This is a genomic window from Brevundimonas sp. AVps5, from assembly GCF_058681515.1.
In genome coordinates this window covers 1,288,958-1,315,218 of sequence record NZ_CM178740.1, presented here as the reverse complement: position 1 = coordinate 1,315,218, position 26,261 = coordinate 1,288,958, and the positions used below count along the sequence as shown (strand labels likewise).

General features: G+C 66.6%; 31 protein-coding genes, 1 other RNA gene and 1 pseudogene. 19 read left to right on the top strand and 14 right to left on the bottom strand.

Annotated features, from left to right (window positions below; genetic code table 11):
• Window positions 1-62: 62 nt before the first annotated feature.
• Window positions 63-806: a CPBP family glutamic-type intramembrane protease gene (locus ACW18A_RS06725; protein ID WP_492024014.1), complete on the top strand. Its 744-nt coding sequence runs from the start codon at window positions 63-65 to the stop codon at window positions 804-806.
• 121 nt (window positions 807-927) lie between these two features.
• Here the strand turns inward: ACW18A_RS06725 and ACW18A_RS06720 are convergent, their stop codons facing one another.
• Complete coding sequence (locus tag ACW18A_RS06720) at window positions 928-2,622, bottom strand: bifunctional protein-serine/threonine kinase/phosphatase (RefSeq protein WP_492024354.1); 1,695 nt, start codon at window positions 2,620-2,622, stop codon at window positions 928-930.
• Between the two features lie 36 nt (window positions 2,623-2,658).
• Here ACW18A_RS06720 and ssrA point away from each other — a divergent pair.
• From ssrA to ACW18A_RS06700, 4 genes are all read left to right on the top strand, one after another.
• Window positions 2,659-3,023: a transfer-messenger RNA gene (gene ssrA, locus ACW18A_RS06715) on the top strand.
• 143 nt (window positions 3,024-3,166) lie between these two features.
• Window positions 3,167-3,652: an SspB family protein gene (locus ACW18A_RS06710; protein WP_492024013.1), complete on the top strand. Its 486-nt coding sequence runs from the start codon at window positions 3,167-3,169 to the stop codon at window positions 3,650-3,652.
• A gap of 54 nt (window positions 3,653-3,706) precedes the next feature.
• Window positions 3,707-4,459, top strand: a complete 753-nt coding sequence (locus ACW18A_RS06705; RefSeq protein ID WP_492024012.1) for a C13 family peptidase — start codon at window positions 3,707-3,709, stop codon at window positions 4,457-4,459.
• Between the two features lie 60 nt (window positions 4,460-4,519).
• Complete coding sequence (locus ACW18A_RS06700) at window positions 4,520-4,927, top strand: GFA family protein (RefSeq protein ID WP_492024011.1); 408 nt, start codon at window positions 4,520-4,522, stop codon at window positions 4,925-4,927.
• On the opposite strand, the gene ACW18A_RS06695 is transcribed toward ACW18A_RS06700, so the two are convergent.
• Both ACW18A_RS06695 and ACW18A_RS06690 read right to left on the bottom strand, forming a co-directional pair.
• Complete coding sequence (locus ACW18A_RS06695; RefSeq protein ID WP_492024353.1) at window positions 4,900-5,211, bottom strand: RusA family crossover junction endodeoxyribonuclease; 312 nt, start codon at window positions 5,209-5,211, stop codon at window positions 4,900-4,902. The two genes, ACW18A_RS06700 and ACW18A_RS06695, sit on opposite strands and share 28 nt — an antisense overlap.
• A gap of 62 nt (window positions 5,212-5,273) precedes the next feature.
• Entirely contained in the window at window positions 5,274-5,891 is a 618-nt protein-coding gene (locus ACW18A_RS06690; RefSeq protein WP_492024010.1) for a peptidylprolyl isomerase, read from the bottom strand.
• A 94-nt stretch (window positions 5,892-5,985) separates the two neighbouring features.
• Between ACW18A_RS06690 and fumC the strand changes: the two genes are divergently transcribed.
• On the top strand, window positions 5,986-7,380 hold the full coding sequence (gene fumC, locus ACW18A_RS06685; RefSeq protein ID WP_492024352.1) for a class II fumarate hydratase: 1,395 nt from the start codon (window positions 5,986-5,988) through the stop codon (window positions 7,378-7,380).
• A 57-nt stretch (window positions 7,381-7,437) separates the two neighbouring features.
• Here fumC and ACW18A_RS06680 read toward each other — a convergent pair whose 3' ends face one another.
• Window positions 7,438-7,830 carry a YccF domain-containing protein gene (locus tag ACW18A_RS06680; RefSeq protein ID WP_492024009.1) on the bottom strand — a complete coding sequence of 131 codons (393 nt, stop codon included), beginning with the start codon at window positions 7,828-7,830 and terminating at the stop codon, window positions 7,438-7,440.
• 108 nt (window positions 7,831-7,938) lie between these two features.
• Complete coding sequence (locus ACW18A_RS06675) at window positions 7,939-8,178, bottom strand: DUF2171 domain-containing protein (RefSeq protein WP_492024008.1); 240 nt, start codon at window positions 8,176-8,178, stop codon at window positions 7,939-7,941.
• Window positions 8,179-8,244: 66 nt separating this feature from the next.
• Between ACW18A_RS06675 and ACW18A_RS06670 the strand changes: the two genes are divergently transcribed.
• Together ACW18A_RS06670 and ACW18A_RS06665 are read left to right on the top strand one after the other, a co-directional pair.
• Window positions 8,245-8,421, top strand: a complete 177-nt coding sequence (locus ACW18A_RS06670) for a DUF4169 family protein (RefSeq protein ID WP_492024007.1) — start codon at window positions 8,245-8,247, stop codon at window positions 8,419-8,421.
• Window positions 8,422-8,424: 3 nt separating this feature from the next.
• Window positions 8,425-8,604: a hypothetical protein gene (locus ACW18A_RS06665; protein ID WP_492024006.1), complete on the top strand. Its 180-nt coding sequence runs from the start codon at window positions 8,425-8,427 to the stop codon at window positions 8,602-8,604.
• On the opposite strand, the gene ACW18A_RS06660 is transcribed toward ACW18A_RS06665, so the two are convergent.
• Both ACW18A_RS06660 and ACW18A_RS06655 read right to left on the bottom strand, forming a co-directional pair.
• Complete coding sequence (locus ACW18A_RS06660; protein WP_492024005.1) at window positions 8,601-9,515, bottom strand: DMT family transporter; 915 nt, start codon at window positions 9,513-9,515, stop codon at window positions 8,601-8,603. The two genes, ACW18A_RS06665 and ACW18A_RS06660, sit on opposite strands and share 4 nt — an antisense overlap.
• A gap of 101 nt (window positions 9,516-9,616) precedes the next feature.
• Window positions 9,617-10,378, bottom strand: coding sequence for a Coq4 family protein (locus ACW18A_RS06655; protein WP_492024004.1), 762 nt, complete (start codon window positions 10,376-10,378; stop codon window positions 9,617-9,619).
• A gap of 75 nt (window positions 10,379-10,453) precedes the next feature.
• Between ACW18A_RS06655 and ACW18A_RS06650 the strand changes: the two genes are divergently transcribed.
• Both ACW18A_RS06650 and ACW18A_RS06645 read left to right on the top strand, forming a co-directional pair.
• Window positions 10,454-10,678, top strand: coding sequence for a ribbon-helix-helix domain-containing protein (locus tag ACW18A_RS06650; protein WP_492024003.1), 225 nt, complete (start codon window positions 10,454-10,456; stop codon window positions 10,676-10,678).
• Window positions 10,679-10,720: 42 nt separating this feature from the next.
• Window positions 10,721-11,437 (top strand): SIMPL domain-containing protein, encoded by a 717-nt coding sequence (locus ACW18A_RS06645; RefSeq protein ID WP_492024002.1) that lies wholly within the window; start codon window positions 10,721-10,723, stop codon window positions 11,435-11,437.
• Window positions 11,438-11,492: 55 nt separating this feature from the next.
• Here the strand turns inward: ACW18A_RS06645 and ACW18A_RS06640 are convergent, their stop codons facing one another.
• Window positions 11,493-11,732: a hypothetical protein gene (locus tag ACW18A_RS06640; protein WP_492024001.1), complete on the bottom strand. Its 240-nt coding sequence runs from the start codon at window positions 11,730-11,732 to the stop codon at window positions 11,493-11,495.
• 145 nt (window positions 11,733-11,877) lie between these two features.
• On the opposite strand from ACW18A_RS06640, the gene ACW18A_RS06635 reads away from it, so the two are divergent.
• From ACW18A_RS06635 to parE, 6 genes are all read left to right on the top strand, one after another.
• Window positions 11,878-14,211 carry a UvrD-helicase domain-containing protein gene (locus ACW18A_RS06635; RefSeq protein WP_492024000.1) on the top strand — a complete coding sequence of 778 codons (2,334 nt, stop codon included), beginning with the start codon at window positions 11,878-11,880 and terminating at the stop codon, window positions 14,209-14,211.
• 62 nt (window positions 14,212-14,273) lie between these two features.
• The gene (locus ACW18A_RS06630; protein ID WP_492023999.1) at window positions 14,274-14,447 is read left to right on the top strand and encodes a hypothetical protein; all 174 of its coding nucleotides are present in this window, start codon (window positions 14,274-14,276) and stop codon (window positions 14,445-14,447) included.
• A 265-nt stretch (window positions 14,448-14,712) separates the two neighbouring features.
• The gene (locus ACW18A_RS06625; protein WP_492023998.1) at window positions 14,713-14,964 is read left to right on the top strand and encodes a hypothetical protein; all 252 of its coding nucleotides are present in this window, start codon (window positions 14,713-14,715) and stop codon (window positions 14,962-14,964) included.
• Window positions 14,961-15,248 (top strand): type II toxin-antitoxin system RelE/ParE family toxin, encoded by a 288-nt coding sequence (locus ACW18A_RS06620; protein ID WP_492023997.1) that lies wholly within the window; start codon window positions 14,961-14,963, stop codon window positions 15,246-15,248. Before ACW18A_RS06625 ends, ACW18A_RS06620 begins: the two co-directional genes overlap by 4 nt.
• A gap of 40 nt (window positions 15,249-15,288) precedes the next feature.
• Window positions 15,289-16,635 (top strand): O-antigen ligase family protein, encoded by a 1,347-nt coding sequence (locus ACW18A_RS06615; protein ID WP_492023996.1) that lies wholly within the window; start codon window positions 15,289-15,291, stop codon window positions 16,633-16,635.
• Window positions 16,601-18,679 (top strand): DNA topoisomerase IV subunit B, encoded by a 2,079-nt coding sequence (gene parE, locus ACW18A_RS06610; RefSeq protein ID WP_492023995.1) that lies wholly within the window; start codon window positions 16,601-16,603, stop codon window positions 18,677-18,679. Before ACW18A_RS06615 ends, parE begins: the two co-directional genes overlap by 35 nt.
• Here the strand turns inward: parE and ACW18A_RS06605 are convergent.
• Entirely contained in the window at window positions 18,676-20,043 is a 1,368-nt protein-coding gene (locus ACW18A_RS06605; protein ID WP_492023994.1) for an MATE family efflux transporter, read from the bottom strand. The genes parE and ACW18A_RS06605 overlap by 4 nt on opposite strands.
• A gap of 89 nt (window positions 20,044-20,132) precedes the next feature.
• Complete coding sequence (locus ACW18A_RS06600; RefSeq protein ID WP_492023993.1) at window positions 20,133-20,492, bottom strand: hypothetical protein; 360 nt, start codon at window positions 20,490-20,492, stop codon at window positions 20,133-20,135.
• A gap of 297 nt (window positions 20,493-20,789) precedes the next feature.
• Between ACW18A_RS06600 and ACW18A_RS06595 the strand changes: the two genes are divergently transcribed.
• From ACW18A_RS06595 to ACW18A_RS06585, 3 genes are all read left to right on the top strand, one after another.
• Window positions 20,790-22,382 carry a DEAD/DEAH box helicase gene (locus ACW18A_RS06595; RefSeq protein ID WP_492023992.1) on the top strand — a complete coding sequence of 531 codons (1,593 nt, stop codon included), beginning with the start codon at window positions 20,790-20,792 and terminating at the stop codon, window positions 22,380-22,382.
• A gap of 114 nt (window positions 22,383-22,496) precedes the next feature.
• A complete protein-coding gene (locus ACW18A_RS06590) occupies window positions 22,497-23,552 on the top strand; it encodes a GGDEF domain-containing protein (protein WP_492023991.1) in 1,056 nt (351 codons plus the stop codon).
• Window positions 23,553-23,618: 66 nt separating this feature from the next.
• Window positions 23,619-24,398: a lysophospholipid acyltransferase family protein gene (locus tag ACW18A_RS06585; protein ID WP_492023990.1), complete on the top strand. Its 780-nt coding sequence runs from the start codon at window positions 23,619-23,621 to the stop codon at window positions 24,396-24,398.
• A 51-nt stretch (window positions 24,399-24,449) separates the two neighbouring features.
• On the opposite strand, the gene ACW18A_RS06580 is transcribed toward ACW18A_RS06585, so the two are convergent.
• From ACW18A_RS06580 to ACW18A_RS06565, 4 genes and pseudogenes are all read right to left on the bottom strand, one after another.
• A complete protein-coding gene (locus ACW18A_RS06580; protein WP_492023989.1) occupies window positions 24,450-24,854 on the bottom strand; it encodes a hypothetical protein in 405 nt (134 codons plus the stop codon).
• A 47-nt stretch (window positions 24,855-24,901) separates the two neighbouring features.
• A pseudogene (locus ACW18A_RS06575) lies at window positions 24,902-25,035 on the bottom strand (MetQ/NlpA family ABC transporter substrate-binding protein); the annotation flags it as partial.
• A 43-nt stretch (window positions 25,036-25,078) separates the two neighbouring features.
• The gene (locus tag ACW18A_RS06570) at window positions 25,079-25,447 is read right to left on the bottom strand and encodes a TfoX/Sxy family protein (protein WP_492023988.1); all 369 of its coding nucleotides are present in this window, start codon (window positions 25,445-25,447) and stop codon (window positions 25,079-25,081) included.
• 3 nt (window positions 25,448-25,450) lie between these two features.
• Complete coding sequence (locus tag ACW18A_RS06565; protein WP_492023987.1) at window positions 25,451-26,254, bottom strand: MetQ/NlpA family ABC transporter substrate-binding protein; 804 nt, start codon at window positions 26,252-26,254, stop codon at window positions 25,451-25,453.
• Between the last annotated feature and the right edge of the window lie 7 nt (window positions 26,255-26,261).

Here is a 26,261-nt window from a genome sequence, read left to right as displayed (position 1 = left end):
GGTGGGCGCGGTTCAGATTCTGGGTTTTCGTGGTCTTGGTGCTCGGCGTACCGGCGGTGCTGATGGCCGCCCCGGACCCGCGCGCGACCGACCTTGGAAAACTGGCCTTGATACTTGGACCGGGGACATTCGGCCTCGCGCTCAATATGGGCTTCGGCAAGCGGGGTCGGGGACCCGCGAACTGGAGCCGCGTCGGAGTCGCAGCCGCAGTGACTTTGCTAGTGGCGACCGGGGCATTGGCCGTCGCCCTGGTTTCCGGAGTCGCCCAGTTCCAGGCGGCTGCAGCGACCCCCGGGGCGGTGGCGATGGCCGTGATGATCGTGACGCTGACCAGCCTGCTGGAAGAACTGGGATGGGCGGCCGCCGGCGTCGCCCTGGCGACCCGCGCGCATGGCCGGCGGTGGGGTGTCTTGCTGTTGGGTCTCGTCTGGGCGGCGTGGCACCTTGTTCCGGTGTGGTTCCGGATCGGTCTGTTCCCGGACCTGGAAGCCGGGCCGCCGGCGATGATCGCAGCCTTCATCGTCTCTTGTCTGATCTACCGCGAACTCCTGACCACCCTGCAAGAACGGGCCGGGACCTGGCTAGCCGCCGCCGCTGGCCATGCAGCGCCGAACATTCTGCTGGCCGGGCTGTTGGCGACGGGTCTGGGCGGCTTTGGGATCGGTGCGGGATGGATGCTGTTTCCGGCTCCCGGCGGGCTGGTGTTTCCGGTGCTGGCCCTCGCGGTGCTTGTGGCGATCCGGACGCGGGACCGACTGTCCGGCGACACCCCGGCCCCACCAGACCAAGCCGGCAGAAACAACTAGCAGCGCCGGCGGCATCCCGCCAGGCGGCCTCTCCGAATGTCCGCAAGAGGTCGAGGCCGTCGAAAAAGTCCGCAGCCGGCTGAAGCGGGTCAAACTGTATCGGTCGGAGACTGACCTCACCTCAGCCCGCCATCAGAGACGCCAGCAGCAGCACCAGCAATACCGCGCTGACCGCCTGCCAGAACCGCACCGGCTCCCGCTCCATCAGCGACAGTTCGCGGCTGGGCGGCACGGCGGCGGCGCTGCCGCTTTCGAGGACGTGGATCAGTTCCTCGACGTCGGCGAAGCGGTCGCCGGGCTCGACCGCGAGGGTGCGCAGGATGGCGGCCTCCAGCCAGGCGGGCATGTCGGGGCGGTGTTTCGAGGGGCGGGTCGGCTTCTCGAACTTCATCCGGTTGAAGTCCTCTTCCTGGCCGCTGGGATAGTCGCCGGTGAAGAGGCGATAGAGGGTCACGCCCAGGGCGTACTGGTCGGTCAGGGCGTCGCCCTTGTTGCCGGCGAACATCTCCGGCGCCTTGTAGCCGGTGGTACCGGGGGCCTCCGCCTCGGCGAACTCCTCGATCCGGGGTAGGCGGGCGACGCCCAGATCGATCAGTTTCAGCCCGCCGTTGCTTTCAAGAATGACATTGTCCGGCTTGATGTCGCGATGGGTGATCCCCTGGCGATGCAGGGCCACGACGCCCCGCGACAGACGGATGGCGAGGTCAACACCTTCTGGAATATCAAACGGTTCGTCGGCGATTCTCGCATGCAGGGTTCGCCCGATATAGAGGGGCTGGGCGATATAGAGACGGCTCTGGCGCCCGGCGTCGAGGGTCAGGGTCTTGCCGACACAGGGGCTGTCGATCCGGCGGCCGATAAAGCTCTCGCGCAGGAAGGCCCCGCGCGCGCCGCTCTCCGACAGCAGCGCAGGCTTGGGGAATTTCAGCACCACTGCGCCCCCGCCCTCTTCGTCCTTCGCCACAAAGACCCGGGTGTATTTGCCGTCGGACAGCAGCCGCTCCAGCCGGAAGCGGTCGACGTTGTCGCCGACGTCGGGCGGCGGCGGGATGGCCAGACCGGCGGCCTCGGCACCGATGGCGTCCTGATCCACCGCTCCGATCCGAATGACGTCGATGACGATGGCGGTGGCGTTGTCGCGGGTCTCTTCCTCGCCGGCCCTGTCGACGATGGCCTGGGCGTCGGCCTCGGGCGAGGCGCGGCGGGCCAGTAGCCGCGTCAGATCCTCCTCCGACACCGCGCCATGAACGCCGTCGGTGGTCAGCAGCAGCCGGTCATGCGCCTTCAGCGTCACCGCCCGCACGTCGAGCCTCAGATTCGGCTCGATCCCAATGGCGCGGTAGAGGACGTGGCTCAAACCGGGCTGGGCCAGCACATGGTCCTCGGTCAGCCGCGTCAGGACGCCGTCGCGGAAATGCCAGGCGCGACTGTCGCCCACGTGCAGGGCCGTCGCCTCCCGCCCCCGCATTACCAGGGCGGTAAAGGTCGTCGCCGCCCCCGTCATCTCCGGGTCCGACCGACCCTTGCCATGGAGCCAGCGGTTATAGCCCGACAGGGCCGCGACGCCGGCGGCGGCCACGCCCTTGAGCGGGCTCTGGTCCAGATAGCCGTCGATGAAGGTCCGGCCCGCCAGCTCCGACGCCACCCGCCCGGCTTTGGAACCACTGACCCCGTCGGCGACGATGGCCAGCATGCCGTGCAGGGCCTGTTCCGACGGTGTGCCGAGGTGGACGGCGCCGAAATCCTGATTGTCCTTGCGCGGCCCGAGCGCCGTGGCGAACCCCGCCGCGATCTCCAGCCTGCCGTCCGCGTCCATGGCCAATCCCCCTGTCCGCAAAGAGACTTCACTTCGTAACTTGGATGCAAGGGCGTCTGCCCCTATATTGGACTTGCCGGGGCTTGCTCCGGATATGGCGATAAACGCGCTTGTAATAAGCGGACCGGACCCGGGTGCGATTCCCGGCGGCTCCACCATTTCTCCCCGCGTTATCGGCGGAGGCTTATGGGGCCGACTAGCATCGACGGACGTGTAAAGAAGACTGCTTTTGCCCGTCCTGGCCCACCGTATCGGGCCATTTTCTAACTGCGAACGATAACTTCGCTGGAGAAGTCCGCCTCGCCGCGTAATGCGGTTCGGTTGATTTCGAATCTTAAGTCCTAGGGGTTCAGATCCCTAGGCGGGGCCCGGAGGGCGCCTGCCAACAGAAGCCCTCCACTTCGCCTCCTTCGAGGTGCCCTCCTCTTTCTGGAAAAAAAGGTGGGCGGGGAGCCTGCCAACAGAATCCCCGGCGCTTTACCTTCAAACCATCTTCCTCATCCGGTGCTGTGCCGCTATCTGTCGCCCCGCAGCGAGGATACCCATGGCCGAAGAGACCCCGCCGATCGACGAGATGCAGTACGAGAAGCTCGCACAGGACGCCCTGCGGGGGGTGATCCGTTCCGCCCTCGAACGCGCGGCCAGTCCCTCGGGCATCCCGGGTGCCCACCATTTCTACATCACCTTCAAGACGCGCGGCCCCGGCGTCTCCGTCCCGCCGGACGTGATCGCCAAATATCCCGACGAGATGACGGTGGTTCTCCAGCACCAGTATTGGGACCTGTCCGTCGAGCACGACCTGTTCTCGGTCATGCTGAAGTTCGGCGGCATGCCCAAGGTCCTGAACGTCCCCTATGCGGCCGTGACCCGGTTTTACGACCCCAGCGTCCAGTTCCTGCTGCAGTTCGAGGCCCCGGAGCCCGTGCCGGAACCCGTCGCCGAACTGCCCGCCACGACCCGCACCGACCCGCCGCCGTCGGGCGACGAGGGTCCCAAGGTCGTGTCCCTGGACCAGTTCCGGAAGAAGTAGGCTTTTCAGGCCGCCGCGCCACGTTAAGCTATGTCTCAGCCTGGGAGGTCCCGCGTGCTGAGATGCGCCGTCATCGTCATTCTGCTCTGGCTGGGCGCGGGCGTGGCCTGCGCCCGGCAACAGCCCCCGAGCCGCTTCGAGGGCTGGGCCTCCGCCATCGTGGCCGCCGACTGGCGCACCAGCCAGGGCGATCCGATCCAGGCGTTCGACAACGCGCGCCGCGACCTGACCTCAGGCTTCCTCGCCGCGGGCTTCTCGCGCCCCGACATGTATGACGCCACCCTGCGGCCAGACGTGGCGCCGGTCGTCAGCGCCGCCGAGGCCGTCCGGGCGATCGCGGCGAAAGCCGCCCAGGCCCCGCGCGGCTGCCTGCTGTATTTCACCTCGCACGGCGGGCCTCAGGGGTTGGTCTTCGGGCCCGACCGCATCCTCAGCCCGACCAGCGTCGTGACCATGGTCCGCGAATGGTGCCAGGACCGGCCCACGGTGGTGGTCATCTCGGCCTGCTACTCCGGCATCTTCGTCGACTCGCTCGCAGCGCCCAACCGGATGATCATGACCGCAGCCCGGCGAGACCGCTCCTCATTCGGATGCAGCGAGGATGCGACCTACCCGTATTTCGACGCCTGCGTGATCCAGACCCTGTCGACGGCCAGCGATTTCATCGCCCTGGCCAACGCGACCCGCGCCTGTGTGAAGGGCCGCGAGGAGGCCGAGGGTCTTTCACCCGCTTCGGAGCCCCAGGTCTCGATCGGGGCCAACCTGCAGCTGCTTCTGCCGACCTTGCGGTTTGCCCGGCCAGGCTGAGACTTGTCAGCGGCGCTTGGCCGAGCTAGAACATATCAGGAACATTCATGGAGAAGCCTGATGCTGACCGGAGGCTGCCACTGCGGCGACATTCGTTACGAGACGGCCGACGAGGCGATCCATCACGCCCTTTGCCACTGCACCGATTGCCGCAAGGCCGCCGGCGCACCGGCTGTGGCCTGGACGCTGTTCGCGGCAGATCAGGTGACGATCACCGGCGAGCCGGTCTGGTATGCGTCGTCCGAACACGGTCGGCGCGGCTTCTGCGGCCGCTGCGGGACGGGACTGTTCTATACGAACGAGCAGATCTTCGCCGGACAGATCGATATCCAGAGCGCGACGTTGGACAATCCCGACGCCATCCCGCTGCAGGGCCAGATCCAGATCGCCGAACGGATCGGCTGGATGGGGCATCTGGACGGACTTCCGGCGTTCGATCGCTACCCGGAAACGCCGCCGGCACCCTGACGCGGAAACGCCCGGATCGTGATCCGCTCACGCTCGCCTTCGCGCCGTTCGACCAGGAGCCGAGCCACCTGGGTGTCGTCGTGGAACAGGTAGCCCTTGATGGCGTCGAGCAAGGCCTTGGCCAGGTTGTCCAGGTCCATCCACGGCGGATCGCCGATATGTTCCATGACGATCTCGACGACGAAGTCGCCATAGGCCGGCCGCGACCCGCGCCACTCCTTGCGAAAGAACTCGTAGACCAGAGGCTTGTAGTATTTCGCCTGGGTGGTCAGGCCGTCGATCATGATGACGACGGCATCGCCCTCCTCGCGCGCGCGGACCTTGCCGGAGACGATCCAGTCGTTGGTCACGACTGGCAGGCCGTGGGGGTTTCGCCGAGCATCCGGGCCGACCGGATCATGACCGGCGGCGTGATCTGTTCCCCGGCGTCCGCCGGCATGGCCTGGATCGCACGCGCGACCTCCAGCCCCTGCACCAGCCGCCCGAAGGCTGCGAACCCCTGACCGTCCGGATTGCGCATCCCGCCGAAATCCAGGCTCGGCGTGTCCTGGGTCACCATGAAGAAGCTCGACGTCGCCGTGTCCGGCCCGCCCCGCGCCAGGGAGATCGCCCCCGCCACATGTCTGAGGCCCGTGTCCCGCGTCCGCTCCAGCACGATCGGCGGCCGGGAGGCGTCGTCCGATCCTCGCGGCGTCGCCGCCTGGATGACATCGATCGGGTTGGGGTTGTCGTTGGTCGCCGCCACCACGGTGCGGAAGAAGCTTCCCCCGTCGTAGTCACCAGTCCGTACATAGCCGATAAAATTGCAGGCCGAGACCGGCGCGTGCTCGACATCGAGCTCGACCACCATGGCACCGGCGTCGGTCTCGATCCGGACCAGAACGGGGCCGCGGTCCGTCATCGTGGCGCAACCGGCCGATGCGACACCGAGGGCGGTCACCGCCATTGTCAGGATCTTCCGCATGCCAACTCTTCGCGCCTGGTTCGCCGCCTTGTTCGGCCACCGCCCCGTGCTACACCCCGCCGCAATCTCCCGCCAAGCCGAAGACAGCACGACCATGACCGAAACCTACCGCACCGAGACCGACACCTTTGGCCCGATCGAGGTCGACAACGCGAAATACTGGGGTGCCCAGGCCCAGCGTTCGCTCGGCAACTTCAGGATCGGCTGGGAGAAACAGCCCCTGCCGGTCGTCCGTGCCCTGGGCATCGTCAAGCGCGCCGCCGCCGAGACCAATATGGCGCTGGGCAGGCTGGACCCGACCATCGCGAACGCCATCATCGCCGCCGCGAACGAAGTCATCGAAGGCAAGCTCAACGACCACTTCCCCCTGGTGGTCTGGCAGACGGGATCGGGCACCCAGTCGAACATGAACGCCAATGAGGTGATCTCGAACCGCGCCATCGAGATGCTGGGCGGCGAGATGGGCTCCAAAAAGCCGGTCCACCCCAACGACCACGTCAACATGAGCCAGTCGTCCAACGACACCTATCCCACAGCCATGCACGTCGCCTGCGCCGAGCAGGTGGTCAACGACCTGTTGCCGGCGCTGAAGCATCTGCACGCCGCGCTGAAGGCCAAGTCGGACGCCTGGGCCCACATCATCAAGATCGGCCGCACTCACACCCAGGACGCCACCCCCCTGACCCTCGGTCAGGAGTTCGGCGGCTACACGCAGCAGGTCGCCAACGGCATCGCCCGCATCGAACAGACCCTGCCGGCCCTGATGGAACTGGCCCAGGGCGGCACCGCCGTCGGCACCGGTCTGAACGCCCCCATCGGTTTCGCCGAGAAGGTCGCCGAACAGATCGCCGGCATCACCGGCCTGCCCTTCACGACCGCCCCGAACAAGTTCGAGGCACTGGCCGCCCACGACGCCATGGTCTTCTCGCACGGGGCGATCAACACGGTCGCCGCGTCGCTGTTCAAGATCGCCAACGACATCCGCTTCCTGGGCTCCGGCCCGCGGTCGGGCCTGGGCGAACTGGCCCTGCCGGAAAACGAGCCCGGCTCCTCGATCATGCCGGGCAAGGTCAATCCGACCCAGTGCGAGGCCCTGACCCAGGTCTGCGTCCAGGTGTTCGGCAACAACGCGGCCATCACCTTCGCGGGCTCGCAGGGCCATTTCGAGCTGAACGTCTACAACCCGGTCATGGCCTACAACTTCCTGCAGTCGGTCCGCCTGGTGGCCGACGCGGCCATCAGCTTCACCGACAACTGCGTCGTCGGCATCGAGGCGCGTGAGGACAACATCGCGCGCGGCCTGAACAATTCGCTGATGCTGGTCACGGCCCTGAACGGGAAGCTGGGCTACGATCTGTGCGCCAAGATCGCGAAGACGGCCCACAAGAACGGGACGACGCTGCGGGAAGAGGCGGTCGGGGGCGGCTATCTGACCGACGCCGAGTTTGACGAGGCCGTGCGGCCCGAGAAGATGATCTCGCCGGGGTGAGGCGCTCGACGTTCGAGGGTGATGCGGCGGCAGGTGGAGCCTGCCGCCGCTTTCAACTCAGGGCTTGTCGCGGATTGTCGCTCCGACCGGGGCCAGGGCCAGTTTGGCCAGTTCCAGATCCTTCAGGGCGAAGGGAATGCCGATGATGGAGATGAACTCGACCACCGCGATCAGCAGGTGCGACAGGGCGATGTACCAGCCCGCGAACACAAACCAGATGATGTTCAGGCCGACGCCGAAACAACCGATGTCCTTGCCGTCCGCCTCTCCACCCCAGACGACCTCCCGCCCGAACGGCCAGAACGAATAGCTGGCGATCCGCCAGGCTGCGAAGCTCCACGGCAGACCGACGACCGTCAGGGCCAGCACCGCGCCCCCGATCAGCCACAGCAGGCCGGAGATCCAGCCGCCGAGGATGAACCACAGGATGTTCAGGATCAGTCGGATCATGGCGTCTCTCTCCCCGCCGACGGATTCGCCGACGGCTTCCAGTTAAACGAAAGGCCCCGCCGATATCAGCGGGGCCTCGTGAATTCGTCGTAAGTTCCCGGGCGGAATCTAGTGGGGCTTCTCGGTCCACTGTGCCCTGGCCTGGTCCTGGGTGAGGGTCAGACGGACCTTGTCGTCATCGACGTCGTCGACCCAGCTGACGGGGATCAGATGGTGTTTGAAGCCCCCGGCGAGGTCGAGTTTGGCCAGTTCGATCCGGTCGCCGAGGACGTGGTCGACGCGGCCCACGTGGCTGCCGTCGGAGCCGACGACTTCGAGGTGTTCCTTGATGAGCGTGAGGTCTACCATCGGGTGTCTCCTGTCGAATGGTGAGACACTGGAAACGCCGCTTGTCGTAGCCGGTTGCGAGGACCGATGGCCGAGATCGTCAATCTGAACCGCGCGCGAAAGGCTCGCGACAAGGCCGCAGCGAAGGCCGACGCCGCGGCCAATCGGGTGACCCACGGCCTGACCAGGGCGCAGCGCGATACGGCCAAAGCGGAACGTGACCGCGCCTCGCGGCTTCTGGACCAGAGCAAGCTTGAGGACTGACCCATGGGCGCGACCGACACGCCGACGACATCGTCCCGGACCCGCTACGGCCTCATCGCCCTGGTCGCGATCCGGCAGGCCAAGGCTATGCGCGAACGCCGCGAGAAGGAACAGGCCGAAAGCGAGAGGAAAACGGCGGCAAAGGCTGAAGCGAAGCCGAACAGGCGAGGCTGGTTTCGTTAGCTGACCTTCGGGGCCCGGATCAGCAACGCCTGCCCCGCCAGCACGAGCAGCAGGCCCGCCAGCGCCGTCCAGCCGAAGCGCGCATCCTCGAACAGGACCGAGACCAGCATGGCGATCGGCGGCGTCAGGGCGGAGATATAGCTGGCCAGGGCATAGCCCCGCGCTCGCGCCACGGCGAAATAGACGACGAAGGCCACGACCGACCCCAGAACCGCCAGATAGACCAATGAGATCAGGTACCCTGGCGACGGATCGATGGTGAACTCGGCGCCGGTGACCAGGCCGTGCAGGACCAGCATCGCCGTACCGTAGCCCATGGCCCAGGCCGTCTGTGGCAGGATGGCCGTTCCGAGTTCCTGACCCTTCCACGAGAAATAGTTGCCGACGGCCGAACTGGTGACCGCCAAAACCGCAAGGCCGATGCCGGTCAGGGCGCGCGCATCGAACCCTGCCCGCATCGCCTCGCCACCCGAGAGCACGGCGACCCCGACGATGCCGAGCGTCGCGCCGATCCACGCCTCACGCGACGCCTTTTGCCCCACCACGACGCGGAACAGCACAAGGTTCAGGAAGGCCAGGCCGGCGAACACCACGGCGACGATCGCGGAGGTCACATGGCCCTCGGCGGCATAGGTGAAGGTGTAGCTGATCGCGAAAACGAACGCGCCCTGCCCCAGGGCCGCCAGATGCTGGCCGCGATTGAGCTTCAGCGACCGCCGGGTCGCAGCACAGCCGACGAACAGGACCAGCGCCGCCAGTCCGAACCGCCAGGTCAGGGACGCGACCGGATCGACCGTGCCCAGCTGCCAGGTGATGGCGTACCAGGTCGTGCCCCAGATGATCGCGCAGAGCGCCACGCCTGCGATGGCCAGAACGCCGGCGGAGGGCCGGCGCAGCTCGGAATAGGTCAAGGCGGACTCACGGAAGGCGGGGGACAGGATGGCGCTGGATGCGCTCCGGGCAGGGACGGTGCAACACCGATCCCGAAGACGGCTGACAAGCGCCCCTTATGTCAGCCGCGAAGCTTCAGCGCCGCCCGATTCGCCTCGGGCACGGCGGCGTAGACAGTCGCCGGTCGAATGCCCAGCCGTGCTCTCGCCGTCGCCAGCGGCTCGGCGAACAGGGCTTCGTAGTCCAGCCCCGGCAGCCATTGCGCCCGGCGTCCGTTCGACCAGGCCTGCAAGACGGCCCGCCGCGCCGGGATTGACCGCCTCTCGCGCTGGATTTCGCGCGCCGCGCCATAGCCGATGAAACCGAAGCCGAGATTGTGCGTCTGGGCATAGGAGAAGCTGACCACGCAGGCCTCGCCCAGGGCGTCGGTGCCGTAGCCCGTCAGCACATGCCAGATATCGTGCACATCCCGCAGCCGGCGCGAGTACCAGACGACCGGATGCGGCGTGTCGATCTCGGGCGCCACTTCGCGCGCGGTCTCGGCCAGGCCGTCGGCGGTGAAGCCTCGCGCTTCACGGAACGCCCTGTATTCCGCCCCGACCGTGCCCGGCCCGAACCGCGCCAGCCAGACCGGATCGTCCAGCTTCAGCGCCAGTTCGTCTCGCAGGAAGGCCTGACGCCCGCCCTCGACCGTCTTCAGAAGGCGGCTGTAGCCCCGGGCACCCGACCGGCCGGCGAGGGCCCGCATAATCTCGAACACCTGGGCGGTGTCCTCCTTGTTCCGGATCAGCTTGCGGAAGGCGCGAAACGCAGTGACCGGCCGAATCCGCTGCGGCTTCAGCACCACGAATTCGTCAGGGTAGACGGCGGCGTCCATCGTCATCGAAAACATCCTGCTCTAACCTGGGTATCCTATCGCAACCGACCGTCCTCTCAAAGCCGTTCCGCAGGAGATGAAGTGCTCAGGAAACGCTCCGTCGTCCTCGCCGGCCACGCCACCTCCGTGGCGCTGGAGCCTGAATTCTGGGCCGTGCTGGACCGGATGGCCGAAGCGCGCGGGCTCAGCCACGCCGGCTTTCTGACCTGGGTCGACGAGACGCGCGGTCGCCGCCCGCTCGCCTCCGCCTGCCGCCTTCTGGCCCTGGCTTACGCGGCGTCAGAAACGATCATTGTCGAACCCTGATATTGAGGTGCAGGATTGCCTCCTCATCAAGGGGTAACCGCCGTGCAGATCGATCGCAGTCTCATTCCACCCGCCATCATCGGCGGCCTCATCGCCATAGGCCTGATCGGAGCCGGGATCGCCGTCGGCGGGGGCGTGGTCAATGCCAACACCGGCAATCGCCAGGTCACGGTGCGTGGCGTCGCCGAACGCAACGTCACCGCCGATCTGGCCATCCTGTCGCTGCGCTTCACCGTGGCCGGCGAGGAACTGCCCGCGGTCCAGGCCCAGATCGACGGCGACCTGACCAAGGTCCGCACCTTCCTGCGGGCCCAGGGCTATGGCGACGACATCATCACCATCGGCCGCCTGGAGGTCACCGACACCCAGTCGCAGAGCTATGCCCCGTCCGACGGCACGCCCCACTATATCGTGGCCCAGAGCGTGACGGTCCGCACCACGGACGTCGCCCGCGTCGCCCAGACCGAACGCGCACTGAACGACCTGGTCCGCCAGGGGGTGCTGCTGGACTTCACGGCCCCGACCTATGTCTTCACCAAGCTCAACGACGTGCGGCCGGAAATGATCGCGGAGGCCACGGCCTCGGCCCGTTCAGGCGCCGAACAGTTCGCCAAGGACTCCGGCGCGCCGCTGGGCCCGATCAAACAGGCGACCCAGGGCTCGTTCGAAATCCTCGCCCGCGAGGACGTCGACTCGGAATCGACCTCGCTGGACAAGCGCGTCCGTGTCGTCGCCACGGTGACCTACCAACTGAGGTAGACCGTTCCGGAAGAAAAGAACGCCCGCCGGAGCGATCCGGCGGGCGTTTTCATGTTCAGTTCGAAGGGGCCGGACCCGGCGGCGGAAGGATCGGCGGCTCGACGTTCGGCAGATCGGGCATCCTGGGAGCCTCGACCGACGGCAAGTTGACGTCGACATTCACGTCCTTCGCATCCGTCCCGACGCCGCCTCCGGCGAAGACGAACCAGGCCACGATCGCCAGAACGACCACGACGGCACCGACGATGAAGGCGAGGCCCATGTTGCCGCCGCCGCTGTTTGTAGTCTCACCCATTGTTGTTCCCTCCGGGAAGCTTTCCCTGAACCGACAAAACTCCGGCCACGCTTGCCGGTTCCGGCGGAGGGGCTGACAGGGGCCTGACTTTGCCTCATGTGCTCGTTATGTTCTCGAATTCCGCTTCGCTTCCGAGTGCTTTCGCTTGACCGACTCTGTGCCCGCCCCCCGCATCTCCGACCTGGCCCGTTCGCGCGGTCCCGGTGGCGTGGCGCATGAGGTGCCCGACTATCTGGCCGGCCTGAACCCCGAACAGCGCGAGGCCGTCGAAACTACGGAGGGACCGGTCCTCGTCCTCGCCGGTGCCGGCACGGGCAAGACCCGCGTCCTGACCACCCGCCTCGCCCATATCCTCGCTACCGGCCGCGCCCGGCCGTGGGAACTGCTGGTCGTCACCTTCACCAACAAGGCCGCGCGCGAGATGCGAGAGCGGATCACCCATCTGATCGGTCCCTCGGCCGAGGGGTTGCGCTGGCTCGGCACCTTCCACTCTGTCGCGGCCCAGATCCTGCGGCGCCACGCCGAACTGGTCGGGCTCAAGTCGACCTTCACCATCCTCGACACCGACGATCAGGAGCGGCTGCTGAAACAGTTGCTCGAGGCCGCCAACATCGACACCAGGCGCTGGACGCCCAAGTCGCTGGCCGGCCTGGTCGACCACTGGAAGAACCGCGGTTGGAGGCCCGATCAGCTGCCGCCCGGCGAGGACTTCGCCAACGGCAAGGGCCAGGCCCTGTACGCCGCCTACCAGTCGCGCCTCGCCACGCTGAACGCCTGCGACTTCGGCGACCTGCTGCTGCACAACCTAACAATTCTGTCGAAACACGCAGACATCGCTGAGGAATATCGCAAACGTTTCCGCTATATCCTGGTCGATGAGTATCAGGACACCAACGTCGCCCAGTATCTGTGGCTGCGGCTGCTGACGTCCTCGACAGGCAACGTCTGCTGTGTCGGCGACGACGACCAGTCGATCTACGGCTGGCGCGGTGCAGAAGTCGACAATATCCTGCGGTTTGAAAAGGATTTTCCGGGCGCAAAGATCGTCAAGCTGGAACGCAATTACCGTTCGACCAGCCACATCCTCGGGGCCGCGTCCGGCCTGATCGCCGCCAACCGCGACCGGCTCGGCAAGACCCTGTGGACCGAGGACCAGACCGGCGACAAGGTCCGGGTCCGCGGCGTCTGGGACGGCGAGGCCGAGAGCCGGCTGATCGCCGACGAGATCGAGACGGCGAAACGTGACGGCATGAGATACAAGGACATGGCCGTCCTTGTTCGCGCGTCGTTTCAGATGCGCGCCTTCGAGGAACGGTTTGTTCTCCTCGCCATCCCCTACACGGTCGTCGGCGGGCCGCGCTTCTTCGAACGGGCGGAGATCCGCGACGCCCACGCCTATCTGCGTCTGATCCAGTCCGAGGACGACGACCTGGCTTTCGAGCGGATCGTCAATGTGCCCAAGCGCGGCATCGGCGAGACCAGCGTGCAGAAGATCCTGCAGATCGCACGACATCGCAATGTCTCGGCCATGGCCGCCGTGCGTGACCTGATCACCTCGGACGAGCTTCAGGCCCGCACCCGGACGGCCCTGTCCACCTTCGTCCGCGACCTGGACCGCTGGCGTGCGCTGGGGTCGGACACCCGCCACTGGCTGCTGACCGAAACCGTGCTGGAGGAGAGCGGCTACACGGACATGCAGAAGGCCGACCGCGTCACCGGCCCGACCCGGCTCGACAACCTCAAGGAACTGACCCAGGCGATGCAGTCGTTCGAGACCCTGGGGGCCTATCTCGAGCACGTCTCGCTCGTGATGGACCTGGATCGCGGCCCCTCGTCCGATGCCGTCCAGATCATGACCCTGCACGGGGCCAAGGGGCTGGAGTTCCCGCTGGTCTTCCTGCCGGGCTGGGAGGAAGGCGTCTTCCCCAGTCAGCGCAGCATCGACGAGAAGGGCGAGAAGGGTCTCGAGGAGGAACGCCGCCTCGCCTACGTCGGCGTCACCCGCGCCAAACAGGACGCGCGGATTTCGTTCGCCGCCAACCGGCTGGTCTACGGCCGCTGGACCTCGCAACTGCCCAGCCGCTTCGTCGATGAACTGCCCATCGCCCACGTCGAGGCCGAGAGCGACACCGGCTACTACGGCGCTTCCGCCGGTATGAAGGAGGCCAAGTCCCGCTGGGACGACGCCCCTACGTTCGGGGCCGGCTACACCTCCCCGGGCTGGCAGCGCGCCCAGGCAGTGACGGCATCCAGAGCCCCCGGTGCCCGGCCCGCCCGCAACACGATCATCGAGGGCGAAGGCCGGCTGGTGGCGACCGCCGACCCGAAATCCGGCTCCGGCTTCGCCAAGGGGCAGCGCGTCTTCCACCAGAAATTCGGCTACGGCTCCGTCCGCGTCATCGAAGGCAACAAGCTGACCGTCGAGTTCGAAAAGGCCGGCGAGAAGAAGGTCATCGACACCTTCGTGGAGAAGGCTTGACTGTTGTTTCGCCGACAGTGCGAATCAACTATGTTGCCAATGCGTTCTTTTGGAGAAGAGCTATGGCGACCAACCCTCCTTCCGGCGACGGCCATCGCAATGGCGCAGTTCGTGATCGGTCTCAAGTTTACAATCCGGTTACGGAGACGTGGACCAAACGGGACACGGATACCGGCCGTTTCATGGATGGCAAGAAGGACGGAACGCCATTCAAGGGCGTTCGCCGCGAGAAGTGAGATGCTCGACTGACCAGCTAAGCGCTCTGCTTTATGAGTGCTTTATCTGCCAGCGCGACTTCCGGTTCGGCCCTCACAAATATGAGGGTCGGGGTATCGGCGTGTGGAAAATCGTTGTTTGCAATCAGTGCTACCACGCAAACTGGGACGGTTTGGTGCCAAGCAGCCAGCTGCGCTTGATGTCCAAATTGTCCGAGCTGGCCATCAAGCCCCAGCTAAATGCGCGCGGTTGGATCAGTTGGCCCGAATAGAGTAACCTTACACCATGCCAGACGGCGCTCTGAACCTCACCCTCGGCGACCACACCTCGGCCAGACTGGCGGAGAAGGCGAAGGCATTGGGCGTATCGCCTGAGGATCTCGCGGTCCAGATGCTCGACCATCTCGTCGATGATGCGCCCGTGGACCGACCCGCCACCCATCCCGAGGACTATGAAGGCCCCTACGTCGAACTGGAGGACGCGCTGGCCGCGTTCAGCACCGAACTTGATCGCCGTCTCGCTGCCAAGGTGGCATGAGGGTCATCCTCAGCCGCAGGGCGAACCTCGATCTGGCCGACCAGATTGACTGGCTTCTGGAACGTTCTCCACGCGCAGCGAGGAAGGCGGAGCAGACGATCAAGGCCAGTCTTCGAAATCTGGCGCAGTTTCCGTTCGCCGGTCGAGCGACGGACACCGGCGAGCGGGAATGGCCCATCAGGATCGGCCGGAATGCCCTGATCGTCGTCTATCGGATCGAGCCGGATCGTGCCGTCATCGGCCGCATCTTCGACAGCCGTCAGGATCGGCGATCCGAGCCATGAACCTAACGCTTCCTTAAGCGACGACAGCCACGGTTGCGCCGTGGCCAACGCCCCTGACAGCTCTTCATTCGCAGACCCCGGTCCGCCCCTGTGGGAGCAGGCGGCGGCCATCGTCGTCATCATGATGCTGACCCAGGCCTTCATCGGTCCGGTGTTCGCTCCTAGCCAGGAAGAGACGCCGATCCTGCGTCTGGTCTGGCTACCGGTCTATGCCATCATCGCCGGCCTGATCGCCCTGCGTCCGGCGGTTCTGGTTCGCGCCTGGCCGGCGTGGCTGATCCTGGCCCTGCTGGTGCTCCAGGCCTTCGCCTCCAAATGGTGGTCGATCGATCCGGGCGTGACCCAGAGGCGGGTCATCGCCATGGCCATCTCCAGCGCCTTCGCCATCTACCTCGGCGTCGCCTTCACCGGCCGCCACCTGCCGCGGATGTTGATGCTGGCCTCATTGATCATGGGACTGGGCAGTCTCGTCATGGTCTTCGTCAACCCGACCATCGGCGTACACCAGATGGAGAACGCCGGCCTGTGGCGGGGGCTCTGGTACGAGAAGAACCAGATGGGACTGGTCATGTCGGCCGGTGCCGTGGCCGCCGCCGCCTGTCTGGCCTCGGATGACCGGCGTCGACTGCTGCCCGCCATCACACTCGGGGTCTGCACCGTGCTGGTACTCGCCACCCAGTCCAAGACCTCCCTCCTCTGCCTGATGCTCGGCGTCGGTGCCGTCGGGGGGCTGTGGGCCATGAAGCGCGGCGGCGCGGCCTTCTCCATCGTCGCCCTGTGGTTCGGCGTCGTCCTGACGGCGGGCGCGGCCTATGTCTTCATCACGGACCCGGCCACAGTGCTGAAGGCCCTCGGCAAGGACCCGTCCCTGACCGGACGGACCGACATCTGGGAGGCCCTGATGCGCGAGGTCGCTGAACGGCCGTGGACCGGCTTCGGCTACCAGGCCTTCTGGGGCAAGGATTCCGTCCCCGCCGCCTTCATCCGTGCCGAGACCCAGTGGCCGGTGCCGTCGGCACACAATGGCTGGATCGACCTGCTGATCCAGCTCGGCTGGCCCGGTGCCATCACCGTGGGCCTGACGGTCGCCGTGGCCACCGTCGTCACCGTCTTCCGCATCCCGGGCTCCGGCGCGCGGGAGGGCTACTGGGCCGTCGGCTACCTGCTGGTCTTCCTGCTGCTGAGCCTGTCGGAAAGCGTGCTGCTCAGCCACGCCAACCTGCCCTGGACCCTGCTGCTGGCCATCCTGGCGCGCGCCCTGGCGTTCGAGCCCGATCCGGTCCGCGCGCCGCTTGCTACAGACCGGTCACGGGCCTACCAGACGGCTCCCCGAATCGCCGCACACTCCGCCCATGCCCGCGTCCACCGTCCCGTCCCTGTTCGATGACATGCCCGAGGCGCCGAAGCCGGCGGCCAAGGGACCCGCACCTGCGCCAGCGCCTGAACCGGCCCTGAAGCCGCAAGCCGCAGCCCCGGTGCAGCCTGTCCAGCCTCACGTTCCCGGCAGCTATTCCGCCTCCTCGATCGAGGTGCTGGAGGGGCTTGAGCCCGTTCGCAAACGCCCGGGCATGTATATCGGCGGCACCGACGAGCGCGCCCTGCACCATCTGTTCGCCGAAGTCCTCGACAATGCGATGGACGAGGCGGTCGCCAAGCATGCGAAGCTGATCACGGTCGACCTCGACGCCGACGGCGTCCTGTCGGTTCGCGACGACGGCCGGGGCATCCCGGTCGATCCGCACCCCAAACATCCGGGCAAGTCGGCGCTGGAGGTGGTCATGACCGTCCTCCACTCGGGCGGCAAGTTCTCCGGCAAAGCCTATGAAACCTCAGGCGGTTTGCACGGCGTCGGCGTCTCGGTCGTCAACGCCCTGTCGGACGTCCTGGACGTCACCGTCTGGCGCGACGGCTTCGAGTGGAAACAGTCCTTCTCGCGCGGCATCCCGCTCGGCCCCATCCAGCAGCTCCAGCCGTCGAAGAAGAAGGGCACCCTGATCCGCTTCCATCCGGACCCGGAAATCTTCGGCGTCGGCGCAACCTTCAAGCCCGCCCGCCTGTTCCGCATGGCCCGATCCAAGGCCTATCTGTTCCGCGGCGTGGAGATCAAATGGACCTGCTCGCCCGAGCGGATCACCGACGCCACGCCGGAGACGGCCACCTTCCACTTCCCCAACGGCCTGGCTGACGCCCTGTCCGAACGGATCGGCGAGCTGGAGACCGTCACCCCGGCCTTCTCGGGCCGGGTCGAACGCAAGGGCGAGACCGGTGCCGTCGAATGGGCCGTAACCTGGTCGCCCATCGGCTTCGGAGAGGCCGACGGCTTCGTCCAGTCCTACTGCAACACGGTCTCAACGCCTGACGGCGGCACCCATGAGGCCGGCTTCCGCGCCGCCCTGGTGCGCGGCCTGAAATCCTATGGCGAACTGACCAGCGAGAAGCGCGCGGTCCAGATCACGGCTGAAGACGTCACCGCCAACGCCGGTGCCATGATCAGTGTCTTCATCCGCAATCCCGAATTCCAGGGCCAGACCAAGGACCGGCTGTCGTCCGCCGATGGCCAGCGCCTGGTCGAGGCCCTGCTGCGCGACCCGCTGGATCACTGGCTGACGGAAAATCCGCGGCAGGCCAACACCCTGCTCGGCTTCATCATCGAGCGCGCCGAAGACCGACTGCGCCGTCGCAAGGACAAGGAGGTCCAGCGCGCCCAGGCCACCCGCAAGCTGCGCCTGCCCGGCAAGCTCTCGGACTGCTCGCGCCAGTCCGCCAACGGCACCGAACTGTTCATCGTCGAGGGCGACTCGGCCGGCGGCTCGGCCAAACAGGCGCGCGACCGCCAGACCCAGGCCATCCTGCCCCTGCGCGGCAAGATCCTGAATGTCGCCTCGGCCACCGCCGACAAGCTGCGCCAGAACATCGAGCTCTCGGACCTGACCCTCGCGCTCGGCGTCACCCCCGGTCCGCGCTTCGACATCGATGCGCTGCGCTACGAGCGGGTGGTCATCATGACCGACGCCGACGTCGACGGGGCCCATATCGCGGCCCTGCTGATCACCTTCTTCTATCGCTCGATGCCCGAGGTGATCCGTCAGGGTCGGCTCTTCATGGCCCTGCCCCCGCTCTACCGGATCAGCGCCGGCCCCCTGTCCGAATACGCCCGCGACGACGCCCACCGCGACGAACTGATCGCCACCGTGTTCAAGGGCAAGAAGACCGAGATCGGCCGGTTCAAGGGTCTCGGCGAGATGATGGCCTCACAGCTCAAGGAGACCACCATGGACCCGAAGAAACGGACCCTGGCCCGCGTCACCGTCCCCGAGTCCGAAGACGACATCGAGGACCTGGTCGAACGGCTGATGGGCAAGAAGGCAGACGCCCGCTTCCGTTTCATCCAGGACAATGCGCAGTTCGCGCAGGCGGATCTGGATGTCTAGGTGGCGACGGGAGCCGGCACCGTCATTCCTGCGAGCTTGAGCTTGAGCTGCTGACGCAGGAACCACAGCGCCACCAGACAGTGGATCGCCACCGAGGTCGCCGACAACCACCAGATATGCTCGAGCCGCGTCCACGGCTGGCTGGACAGCCAGATCGCCGGGACCGCGAACGTCAACAGCCGCGAGACACTGCCCCACAGGGCCGGCCGTGTGTCGCCCAGGGCCTGGAAGGTCCCGGATGCCACGAAGATCAGGCCCGTCGCCAGGAAGTTGATCGAGGCGATCCTCAGGAACATCGCCCCGACATCGATCACCGCCGGATCATGGGCGAACGCGGCAATCATCGCGTGCGGCCAGACCTGACACAGCAGGGTCAGCACCAGCATCAGCCCCGACGACAGCACCGCCGCATCCCGCACCGTGCGCCTGACCCGATCCGCCCGGCCGGCACCGAAGTTCTGGCCCGCCACCGGGGCGACAGCGAAGGATACCGCCATGGCCGGCAGGAAGATCGACTGCATCACTCGCGCGCCGACGCCGTAGCCCGCCTGGGCCTCGCTGCCGAACTGGCGGATGACGCCATAGACGACGGCCGTGATGACGAACATCAGAAGGAACTCGCCGGCGGTCGGCAGGCCGATGCCCACGATCCGGCGGCACACGCTCCAGTCCGGCTTCGGGAGTTTCAGCGGATGGGCGATCAGGGTCTGGGACCGGCCGAACACGAACAGCATGCCGAGGAAACCGACGCCCGCCGCGATCGAACTGGCCAACCCGGCGCCGAACACGCCCAGCGGCATCCCGGTTCCCCAGCCCGCGATCAGCACCGGGGCCAGGACGGCGTTCAGCACGACCGTCCCCGACTGCAGCAACATGGTCGGTCGCGCCACGCCCGCCGCCCGCAAGGCCGAACCCATGGCATTGGTCGGGAAGCCCAGAGCCAGGGCCGGCAGGAAACCGAACAGATAGGCCTTGCCCATGGCCGTCGTCTCTGCGTCCGCCGCAATCGACGACAGCGCCGGCTCGGCCGCCAGATAACCGACGATCAGGGTCATCGCGCCAAGCCCGAGCGACAGGATCATCGCCTGGCGATAGACACCTTCGGCCGCCCCGAACGCTTTCGCCCCGATCGACCGGGCAATCAACGACAGGGCACCGACCCCTACCATCTGCGCCAGGGCGAGGCTGAGGAAGAAGGCGTTCCCCGCCAGTCCCACCCCAGCGATCGCCGCCGCCCCGAGGCCCGCGACGAAATACAGGTCGATGATGAAATACAGGGTCTGGAAGACCAGGCCGATGCCGATGAACCCCGCCATCCCCACCAGTTTCCCGGTGATTGAGCCCTGCGTCAGATCCTGTTGCATCGTCAGTCTTCCCCGACCGCCTCTGGCACGGCTTCGAGGGGGATTTACCCGGGCGTTATTTCTGCGTCAATATTGCCCGGGCAATATATCTAGCGTCCGCGCTGAAGGACGTTGGTCACGCGGCGCCCCAGCGGATCGCGCGACACCCAGCTCTCGCCGACACCGGCCTGGATCATCGGCGAGCAGAAGCGCGAGATCATCATGAAGGCCGGGCGGATGCCGTTCAGGCAGACCCGTTCGCCCTCGACGCGCCAGCGCGCCGCCAGCCGGCGCCCGTCGGAGAATTCAGCCGAATAGGAGCCGTCCTGATCGAACCAGTGCTTGACCCAGCCGCCGTCCGGATAACGGGACAGCACGGTGTTTCCGAAGGTCTCGTCAATTTCGGCCGAGGCCGCCATCGGGGCCGCCACGGCCGCCGCCAGCGCCAGCGCGCCGATCCATTTCCTCATGCCCTAACCTCACGCGGCATCCCAATCCCCAAGCCTAATATTAACGTTCGTTCACGAATTGCCAAGCGCTGCCGTGGCTGGCGAATACTTGACTCTGGCGAGGGGGCTTCTATATCCGGCCCACGTTCGGGACAGGACTGGCTTACCGCGCCACCCGCTCGCCCAAGAGACAGGGTGGTTCCGCGTATTCTCCGCCTCGCCACCGATGGCGCGGCCCTCCTCGATCGATCCGTCTCGCATCGGTCGAACAGTCCCAACCCGGCGCCCCTGGCGACCGGGCCATTGTCCCAAGGACGCATGACCGAATTCTCCCAGCTGGGCCTCTCGCCCACGACCCTGCAAGCCGTCATCGACACCGGCTACACGACCGCCACCCCGATCCAGGCCCAGGCCATTCCCGTGGCCCTCGCCGGCCGTGACGTGCTCGGCATCGCCCAGACCGGCACCGGCAAGACCGCCGCCTTCACCCTCCCCCTCATCGAGCGCCTGTCCAAGGGGCGCGCCCGGGCCCGGATGCCCCGCGCCCTGGTCCTGGCCCCGACCCGCGAACTGGCCGATCAGGTCGCGATGAGCTTCGAGAAATACGCCAAGGGCACCAAGCTCAGCTGGGTGCTGCTGATCGGTGGCGTCTCCATGGGCGACCAGGTCGCGGCCCTGAACAAGGGCGTCGACGTTCTGATCGCCACGCCCGGCCGCCTGCTCGACCTGTTCGAACGCGGCAAGATGATGCTGAACGGCGTAGAGTTGATGGTCGTCGACGAAGCCGACCGCATGCTCGACATGGGCTTCATCCCCGACATTGAACGCATCTTCAAACTGACGCCACCCAAGCGCCAGACCCTGTTCTTCTCGGCCACCATGCCGCCCGAGATCACCCGTCTGACCCAGGCCTTCCTCAAGGACCCGACCCGGATCGAGGCCTCGCGCCCCGCCATGACGGCCGAGACCATCACCCAGTATCTGGTCCGCATCCCGTCGTCGGATCCCAAGGCCAAGCGAGCCGCCCTGCGCGCCTTGATGGAGCGGGCCGACGTCAAGAACGGCATCGTCTTCTGCAATCGCAAGTCCGAAGTCGATGTGGTCGCCAAGTCGCTGAAACAGCACGGCTTCGACGCCGCGCCGATCCACGGAGACCTCGATCAGTCGCTGCGCACCAGGACCCTGGCCGACTTCCGCTCGGGCGCTCTGAAGATCCTCGTGGCCTCCGACGTCGCCGCACGCGGTCTGGACATCCCTGACGTCAGCCACGTCTTCAACTACGACGTCTCTCACCATGCCGACGACTACGTCCACCGCATCGGCCGCACCGGGCGCGCGGGCAAGACGGGTCAGGCCTTCATGATCGTGACCCCGGCCGACGACAAATCGCTCGATAAGGTCATGAAGCTGATCAAGATGCAGCCCGAAGAACTGGTGCTGGACATCGACTGGTCGAACCTGGGCGGCGGCGCCCGCCGTGCGGAAGGTCGCCCGTCGGCGGCCCGTCCGGCGGAGCGCACCGAAGGCCGTCCCGCCCAGGGCCGCACGCGTGGCGAGCGTCCGACGCCTGAGCCCGTGGCCGAGATTGCGGAAGCGGCCGCCGCTCCCGCGCCCGTCGCTGCTGTTGCGCCCGAAGCCGACTCCGCGCCGCCCGCCCGTCGCACGCGCAGCCGCCGCTCCAGCAAGCCTGCCGACGCCGTTCAGGCCGAAGTCACGCCCGCCGGAATCGCCACGCCCGTCGTGACGGAAGAGGCCCCCAAGCCCGTCGCCGCTGCCGAACCCCGCCTGCGCCAGGCGGATCGCCGTCCCGGCGGCCGCACCGAACGCGATGCGCCGCCTGCGCGCGAAGGTGCCGGCTTTGGGGGAGACATTCCCGCGTTTCTGCGTCGGCCAACCACTCGCAAAGGCTGATTTGGAAGTCTGTTTGCCGGTTTCACGGTGCCGCTTAACCCGGTGTTACGGAACGCTCGACTAGGATCGCCCCCTGTAGAGCGCCACCTAGAAAACGCCGGTCGGGAAAACAGAATGTCCACACAGATCCAGACCACGCTCCGGGGGCCTGAAGCCTTCGGCCTCGCCCGCAAGGCGGTCGAGGAAATGGAGCGTGCCGGCGTGTGGCCGACCCCACTCAACTTCGAGCTCTGGATCCATTGTCTGGGCGACCCCGAAGGCGCGCTCGGTCAGGAAATGATGCGGCTCCTGGCGGTCGGCGATGCCTTCACCGAGGGCACGGCCGAGATGCTGGCCGCCGAATACCTGCCCCGCGGCCGTCTCTCCGAGGAAATCCGCGACGCCGGCGCTGTCCTGAACCGCGAACTGTCGACCGTCTCCGAAGCCATCGCCAAGGCCCAGCGGTCGCAGGCCTCCTATGGCGAGACCCTGGCCGGCGCCTCCGCCGATCTGGAAGGCGTGTCGGAGCCGAGCACCCTGCTCGGCGTCGTCTCCACCCTGACCAGGGCCACGAGCCAGATCCAGGCCGAAAACGCCACCCTCGAGAAGCGTCTGGAGACCTCCACGAAGGAAGTCGCCCGTCTGCGCGAACACCTGGAACAGGTGCGCCGCGACGCCATGACGGATGCCCTCACGAACCTGGCGAACCGCAAGGCGTTCGACGAGGAACTGCTACGCGCCTGCGACGAGGCCGAGAAAAAGCATCAGACGCTCAGCCTTGCGGTCCTCGACATCGACCATTTCAAGCGGTTCAACGACACTTGGGGCCACCAGACCGGCGACCAGGTCCTGCGCTACGTGGCCAGCGTCATAGGCCGGGTCTCCAAGGCGCCCCGCGTCGCCGCCCGCTACGGGGGCGAGGAGTTCGCCATCATCTTCCCGTCGGAGAACGCCTCCGTCGTCGAGACCGCGCTCAACACCATGCGCGAGGAAATCGGCACCCGCGCCCTGCGCCGCCGCTCGACCAACGACGAACTGGGCGCGGTGACCGTCTCCGCCGGCGTCGCCCAGCGCCGCCCGGGCGAGAGCGGATCGTCACTGCTCGGCCGCGCCGACGAGGCCCTGTACGCCTCCAAGCGCACCGGCCGGAACAAGGTCACCAACGGCGAACAGCTCGAAAAAGCGGCCTGATCAAACCGGTCAAGGTCGGACACCAATCTGGTGAACCTGATCGAGTCAGTCTGCTAGGCTGACGGCATGCGCAGTCTGACGTTCAACATCGCCTACTGGTTCCTGTCGATCGGCTATGGGCTGACCGCCGCCTTCGCTGCCCTGACGCCCGGTCGTCACGCCACCGCCTGGGTCATCCGCCGCTATGTGAAGCGTATGGTCCAGGCCATGCGGATCTTCGCCGGCATCCGGATCGAGGTGCGCGGCAGGGAGCGCCTGCCCTCCGGGGCCTTCATCATCGCCTCCAAACACCAGAGCTGGGGCGACGGCTTCGCCACCTATGACCAGTTCGACGACCTCGCCTTCGTCACCGGCGACCATCTGGAGAAGTTTCCGCTCCTGGGGACCGTCCTGCGCAAGCTCGGCGCCATCGTCGTCAACAACTGCGGTGGCCGCGAAGCGCGGGACTCGCTGAAACAGAGCGGCGCGACCGCCCATGCCGAGGGCCGCAGGATCCTGATCTATCCGGAGGGCAATCTGGCCAAGGTCGGCGAGAAGTTCAGATACCGCTCCGGCGTCTGGCACATGTACCGCGACTTCGACATGCCGGTCGTGCCCCTGGCGTCCAACCTCGGCCTGTTCTGGCCGCAGGAGGCCTATGCGAAGCATCCGGGCATGGCGACGCTGGAGTTCCTCGACCCAATTCCGACCGGCCTCGGCAAGGAGGCGTTCCTCGCCCGGCTCGAAGCCTTGGTCGAGGACCGCACGGCCGAGTTGATCGCCGAGGCCCGGGGCGGGCCGGTCATCCCGAATGTCCGCGTTCTCGCGCCGGATGAAGTCCGAAGAGCGCAGGCAATGCCAACCTGATCCGTGCATGCCCGCGAAGGCGGGGATACACGGATATCTTTAGCTCAAGCGTCAGGCGGACCGCGATCTGCCCACATAGGCGGTGTTCCAACCCACAGCCAGGACCGCGCCGAGGGACAACCCGACGACCCCACCGAACACCGCCGCGATGGTGAATTGGGAAGCCGTCCATCCAGCGCCATTGAGGAGTCCAATGGCCGCGAACAAGGCCGAGCCAACAATGCCGAACCCGAAAGCCCAAAGACGCAGGGAGCGCCGACGAGCTGCCGATTTCCTGCGTCGACCAAAGATCTGACTGATCAGATCGCCCAACAGGGTTCCAACTGCAAACCCGGCAGCCTGGGTCCACAACGGCGAAGCGGGCTCGCCTCGCAGGAAATGGAACAGCGCGATGAGCAACATCGCAACCAGCGCCATCCCGACGGCACGGACAACACGACGCATCGGGAAAGTCATCGCCGGCTCCAATCGAAAACCGACGCTAGACCGACACGACTACAATCTCAAGCAGCAGGCACAACCGCCCCGTCGTACTTCTGCGCGATGAAGTCCTTGACCGCCTGGCTGCGCAGGGCCCGCGCCAGGGCCTGGATGCGCGGGTCGTTCTGATTGTCCGGCCGAGGACCAGGTAGTTAACCTAGGGGCTGTCGCCACCCACGCTGCAAAGGCTACAGCTACAGCTACGGCTTAGGCTTGGCCTTGCGCGGCTTCTTTGCCGCCGCCTTCCGCATCGCCGCATCGATCGACTGGCGCGCCCAGTCGACGGCTTCGTCCGGATCGTCGAGCGCGACCTCGGGCAACGACCAGTAGGCCATGGTCATGGTCTCACCGTCCTTGGTCGGATAGGTGAACTGGCGCGACCCGGCCGCCTCAAGCAAAGGCTGGTTCACCTCGTCAGCCTTGAGCCAGACCGTCCCGTCGTCCAGAAGGGCGAAGATCAGGCCATGGGCATAGACCGCCCCTGCGCCGAACATCCGCTTGATCTCCAGCGGACCCAGGGCCGCAAAATGCTCCCGCACCCACTCGCCGAAGTCGGGATCATAGGCCATGCGTCAGGCCGCCGGCACCACTGCGCCGTCGTACTTCTGCGCAATGAAGTCTTTCACCGCCTGGCTGCGCAGGGCCCGCGCCAGGGCCTGGATGCGCGGGTCGTTCTGATTGTCCGGCCGCGCGACCAGATAGTTCACATAGGGGCTGTCGCCGCCTTCCAGCGCCAGGGCGTCGGTCTTCGGCTTAAGGCCCGCGTCCAGCGCATAGTTGGTGTTGATCACGGCCAGATCGACCTGGTCCAGAACGCGCGGCAGGGTCGCCGATTCAAGCTCGCGGAAGCGCAGGGCCCTTGGGTTTTCGGCGATGTCCCGCACGCTCTGAAGCGGGTTGGTCGGATCCTTCAGGCGGATCAACCCCGCCGTCTGCAAGAGGATCAGGGCGCGCCCGATCGAAGACGCATCATTGGGGACCGCCACATCAGCCCCGTTCGGCAGCTCGGCCAGCGTCCTGAACCTGCGCGAATAGGCGCCCAGAGGCTCGACGTGGACGCCGGCGACCGTGATCAGATCGGCGTTCCGGGCGGCGTTGAACTCATCCAGATAGGGTTTGGTCTGGAAATAGTTGGCGTCGATGCGGCGCTCGGCCAGCTGGGTGTTCGGCTGAACATAGTCGTTGAAGACCTTGATCTCGATCGGGAAGCCCTCGGCCGCCAGGGTCGGCTTGATGAACTCCAGGATCTCGGCGTGCGGGACGGCCGTCGCGCCCACGATCAGCGGCGCAGACCCGTCGGCGGCCTTCTCTGTTCCCTGGCCGCAGGCGGCGAGCGCCAGAGAAGCGGCGGCGAGGATCAGGGTGCGTCGAAGCATGGAAGTC

Bases quoted from the DNA above. Each gene is read 5' to 3' on its own strand.
- ACW18A_RS06630 (WP_492023999.1), top strand. From the start codon at position 14,274: ATGGCGACCAACCCTCCTTCCGGCGACGGCCATCGCAATGGCGCAGTT.
- ACW18A_RS06720 (WP_492024354.1), bottom strand. From the start codon at position 2,622: ATGGACGCGGACGGCAGGCTGGAGATCGCGGCGGGGTTCGCCACGGCG.
- ACW18A_RS06690 (WP_492024010.1), bottom strand. From the start codon at position 5,891: ATGCGGAAGATCCTGACAATGGCGGTGACCGCCCTCGGTGTCGCATCG.
- ACW18A_RS06680 (WP_492024009.1), bottom strand. From the start codon at position 7,830: ATGATCCGACTGATCCTGAACATCCTGTGGTTCATCCTCGGCGGCTGG.
- ACW18A_RS06665 (WP_492024006.1), top strand. From the start codon at position 8,425: ATGGGCGCGACCGACACGCCGACGACATCGTCCCGGACCCGCTACGGC.
- ACW18A_RS06675 (WP_492024008.1), bottom strand. From the start codon at position 8,178: ATGGTAGACCTCACGCTCATCAAGGAACACCTCGAAGTCGTCGGCTCC.
- ACW18A_RS06595 (WP_492023992.1), top strand. From the start codon at position 20,790: ATGACCGAATTCTCCCAGCTGGGCCTCTCGCCCACGACCCTGCAAGCC.
- ACW18A_RS06590 (WP_492023991.1), top strand. From the start codon at position 22,497: ATGTCCACACAGATCCAGACCACGCTCCGGGGGCCTGAAGCCTTCGGC.
- ACW18A_RS06655 (WP_492024004.1), bottom strand. From the start codon at position 10,378: ATGACGATGGACGCCGCCGTCTACCCTGACGAATTCGTGGTGCTGAAG.
- ACW18A_RS06570 (WP_492023988.1), bottom strand. From the start codon at position 25,447: ATGGCCTATGATCCCGACTTCGGCGAGTGGGTGCGGGAGCATTTTGCG.
- ACW18A_RS06725 (WP_492024014.1), top strand. From the start codon at position 63: ATGGCCGCCCCGGACCCGCGCGCGACCGACCTTGGAAAACTGGCCTTG.
- ACW18A_RS06620 (WP_492023997.1), top strand. From the start codon at position 14,961: ATGAGGGTCATCCTCAGCCGCAGGGCGAACCTCGATCTGGCCGACCAG.
- ACW18A_RS06700 (WP_492024011.1), top strand. From the start codon at position 4,520: ATGCTGACCGGAGGCTGCCACTGCGGCGACATTCGTTACGAGACGGCC.
- ACW18A_RS06580 (WP_492023989.1), bottom strand. From the start codon at position 24,854: ATGACTTTCCCGATGCGTCGTGTTGTCCGTGCCGTCGGGATGGCGCTG.
- fumC (WP_492024352.1), top strand. From the start codon at position 5,986: ATGACCGAAACCTACCGCACCGAGACCGACACCTTTGGCCCGATCGAG.
- ACW18A_RS06585 (WP_492023990.1), top strand. From the start codon at position 23,619: ATGCGCAGTCTGACGTTCAACATCGCCTACTGGTTCCTGTCGATCGGC.
- ACW18A_RS06605 (WP_492023994.1), bottom strand. From the start codon at position 20,043: ATGCAACAGGATCTGACGCAGGGCTCAATCACCGGGAAACTGGTGGGG.
- parE (WP_492023995.1), top strand. From the start codon at position 16,601: ATGCCCGCGTCCACCGTCCCGTCCCTGTTCGATGACATGCCCGAGGCG.
- ACW18A_RS06565 (WP_492023987.1), bottom strand. From the start codon at position 26,254: ATGCTTCGACGCACCCTGATCCTCGCCGCCGCTTCTCTGGCGCTCGCC.
- ACW18A_RS06625 (WP_492023998.1), top strand. From the start codon at position 14,713: ATGCCAGACGGCGCTCTGAACCTCACCCTCGGCGACCACACCTCGGCC.
- ACW18A_RS06695 (WP_492024353.1), bottom strand. From the start codon at position 5,211: ATGATCGACGGCCTGACCACCCAGGCGAAATACTACAAGCCTCTGGTC.
- ACW18A_RS06670 (WP_492024007.1), top strand. From the start codon at position 8,245: ATGGCCGAGATCGTCAATCTGAACCGCGCGCGAAAGGCTCGCGACAAG.
- ACW18A_RS06710 (WP_492024013.1), top strand. From the start codon at position 3,167: ATGGCCGAAGAGACCCCGCCGATCGACGAGATGCAGTACGAGAAGCTC.
- ACW18A_RS06640 (WP_492024001.1), bottom strand. From the start codon at position 11,732: ATGGGTGAGACTACAAACAGCGGCGGCGGCAACATGGGCCTCGCCTTC.
- ACW18A_RS06600 (WP_492023993.1), bottom strand. From the start codon at position 20,492: ATGAGGAAATGGATCGGCGCGCTGGCGCTGGCGGCGGCCGTGGCGGCC.